Genomic DNA, 3,177 nt, shown 5'->3' with positions numbered 1-3,177 from the left:
GGTCCGGGGCATGTCGGTATCGGAGTGGCACATCAGGGTCGCGGTCATGTAGCGCGCGCCGTTCTCGATATAGAGACGGCTGGAGATTTCGATCTCCTGCATGTCCTCCCGGGTCGGGATCGCGATTCCCAGCAGCCGTTCCACGGCCTTGTCCTCGGCCGCGGTCGGATTGACCAGGTCAACCCACACTGCGTGCTCCGGCACCGCCGCGAGATCGTCGACAACGGCCTTCTTCAGCGAGGAGTCGGAAGGCACGAACACAGAAAACATGAACAACTCCAGCAGGGGCCTGCGACAGAATGACAGCCCCTTAGCGCGATTCTGACAAGTTCATGATGACAACCACATTAACGGACTGTTCGCATTTGTGGCGGCCGTGCGTCCCAACTGCGGCATGAAATCGACAGCTGTGCTTTTCGCGCCAAGAACCCAGCCCAACGACGCAAAACTTGCGGCAAAAAAGCCACAGGTTGGGTCTCGCAGCGCGGGATAAGGCCCTAAAAGCTGGAATTGTGGCAGATTTCAACGATAATGAAATCAACGGAGTCGAAGGCCCTTGGGTGCTACGCTTGAGGACCTGCGCGGTATTGTTTTGAATTGGAACCAAACCATGTCGTCGCTGAAAGTTATGTTGGGAGTTTTGGCCGCCGGCTTCATGCTGTCGGGCTGCATGCAGGCCACGCATTACGAAGCCACCAACACCCAGAATTTCAAGCCGAAGGACAAGGAACTGCTTGCCAAGATTCGGTATGAAAATACTCCCGTGGCAGAGCCGTTCCGTCGCGCCATCGTCGACTATCACCGCAAGGAGTCGCCGGGCACCATCGTGGTCGATTCCGACAATCACTACCTCTACTACGTGATGGATGGCGGCAAGGCGATCCGCTACGGCATCACCGTCGGCGAAGAGGCCATGGCCTGGTCCGGCATCGCCAAGGTCGGCAGCATGACCGAATGGCCGGCCTGGCACCCGACTCCCGGCGAGATTTCGCGTCTGGGCGTGCCGACCTACGTCGCTCCCGGCCCTGACAACCCGATGGGCTCACGTGCGATGTATCTCTATTCGGGCGGCAAGGACACGCTGTTCCGCATTCACGGCACCAACCAGCCGGAATATATCGGCGCCTCGATCTCCTCAGGCTGCATCCGCCTGACCAACGAGGATGCCATCGACCTCTACAACCGCGTCAAGGTCGGCACCATCGTCGTGGTGCTCGAGCCGAAGCACGGCGACTCGCCCTACAATTCGCGTCTCGCGCTCCAGGGCGGCGGCACCGGCCAGGCCGGCAGCTTCTGATAGCCTGATGACCTGAGGTTTCTGAAAAGCGCCGGTCTCACCGGCGCTTTTTCGTTGCCGGTTTCTTTGCCCGGATCTTGTCCGCCGCCGGCTTGTCTGCAGGCGCGGCCGACTTTGCCGCACCTTCGTCGTCAGTCTGCTCTTTGGATTCCGGCTTGTCTTTGGCCTCCGGCTTGGCCGCGACCTCGCGCGGCGGCGCCTCCTCGGGGCGCTCGGCGGGCAGCATGGGGGCGACCTGAGGCAAGGGGTCCCAGACGTTCCACTGGCAGATCCGGTAGTCGTTGCGACGCTGGGCGAGATCAAGGTGGACGTGGTCCTCATGGTACCAGTCCGAACCCGGGCCGAGCACGGTGGAAAAGCGCGAGCAGACCGAATGCAGCACGCGCTCGCGCACCTCGCGCGCGACGGTGCGGTCGGTCAGGCCGATCGACTGTCCATTGGCGAGCTTGAGCGAGCGGACGTCGAGTGCGTTGGCCTTGCCGTGCTCGGACAGCATCGCGCCGGCGACGCGGTTGCGGCCGCGGCACTCAAAACTGTCGAAATTGTCGAGGTCAGTGATGGTCGAGCCGAGGCTCGCGGCCAGCGGCACCATGTCGGTGCGCACCCAATCCGCGATCGCGGTCGCCATGGTGCAGCGGAGGATCGCCGCCGGCTTGACCGCGACCTTGCGCTTGTCGGGTAGCACGATAGCTTCCAGCCGCACCAGGTCCACGCCACCGCAAGCGCCCGGGCCGCGGATGTCGGGAATGGACGGGGCGACCGCCATGTCTTCGGTCAGTGCGAGACGGCACGCCGAGAGCTGCTTCTCGGGCTGCGGCGCGGCCTCAGCCGGCTTATCGCCGGCGGGCTTGTCCGGGAAAGCTTTGTCAGGGGGAGACTTGGCGTTGGCCTCCGGCGCGGCCTCGTCGAGTGCTTTCGGAGCCTCCTCGGGGCGCGGCTTTGGTAGCGGTATCTTGGTGGCGTGGGCACTCCGGTGAAGCCGTGGAGTACCAAGACCGAAGATATCGAGCGGTGCACCATGCGTTCGCGCCTCCGCCCGATCCGCGAGAACAAACGCAAGCCCCACCGCAGCGGTAACCATTGCCGCGCCAGCGGACATATTGCCGCGACAAGACCATTTGCGGCGAAAGTCCGGCAGGCTAAAACTCATGTCAATTCTTTGGCCCTGCGCTGAGAGCGATAATGCGCCCAGCGACTTCTCGGAGGAACGTCTGAATGCTCGGTTTGATGCAAGATTGGCCCCTGCTCTGCCACCGGATTATCGAACACGCCGCCAAGATTCACGGCAAGCAGGAGGTTGTCACGCGATCGGTCGAGGGACCGATCCATCGCACCACCTACGCCGAAATCCATAAGCGCGCGCTCAAGGTCTCGCAGATGCTGGAACGCGACGGCATCAAGCTCGGCGATCGCATCGCCACGATCGCCTGGAACACCTGGCGCCATCTCGAAGTCTGGTACGGCATCATGGGCATCGGCGCCATCTGCCACACCGTCAATCCCCGGCTTTTCCCCGAGCAGATCGGCTGGATCATCAACCATGCGCAGGATCGCATCGTGATGGTCGACCTCACCTTCGTCCCCGTCCTGGAGAAGCTCGCCGACAAGCTGCCGAGCGTCGAACGGTACGTCATCCTCACCGACAAGGCGCATATGCCCGAGACCACGTTGAAGAACGTCGTCGCCTACGAGGACTGGATCGCCGAGGCCGACGGCAAATTCAAATGGAAGGACTTTGACGAGAACACGGCGGCCGCGATGTGCTACACGTCGGGCACGACGGGCGACCCGAAGGGTGTGCTGTATTCGCATCGGTCCAACGTGTTGCACGCGCTGATGGCCAACAATGTCGATGCGCTCGGCACCAGCGCGTCCGAGAC

General features: G+C 62.5%; 3 protein-coding genes and 1 pseudogene. 2 read left to right on the top strand and 2 right to left on the bottom strand.

Features of this window, described 5'->3' with window-relative positions:
• A pseudogene (locus IF809_RS38260) lies at window positions 1-270 on the bottom strand (magnesium transporter); the annotation flags it as partial.
• A 340-nt stretch (window positions 271-610) separates the two neighbouring features.
• Between IF809_RS38260 and IF809_RS38255 the strand changes: the two are divergent.
• Complete coding sequence (locus tag IF809_RS38255) at window positions 611-1,297, top strand: L,D-transpeptidase (protein WP_128967712.1); 687 nt, start codon at window positions 611-613, stop codon at window positions 1,295-1,297.
• A gap of 37 nt (window positions 1,298-1,334) precedes the next feature.
• Here IF809_RS38255 and IF809_RS38250 read toward each other — a convergent pair whose 3' ends face one another.
• On the bottom strand, window positions 1,335-2,447 hold the full coding sequence (locus IF809_RS38250) for an extensin family protein (protein WP_462840051.1): 1,113 nt from the start codon (window positions 2,445-2,447) through the stop codon (window positions 1,335-1,337).
• 65 nt (window positions 2,448-2,512) lie between these two features.
• On the opposite strand from IF809_RS38250, the gene IF809_RS38245 reads away from it, so the two are divergent.
• Window positions 2,513-3,177 (top strand): AMP-binding protein (locus IF809_RS38245; protein WP_462840050.1); only part of this gene is annotated, 665 nt, incomplete at its 3' end.

Source organism: Bradyrhizobium sp. UFLA06-24 (assembly GCF_054967145.1).
This window is presented reverse-complemented; position numbering and strand designations above follow the sequence as displayed.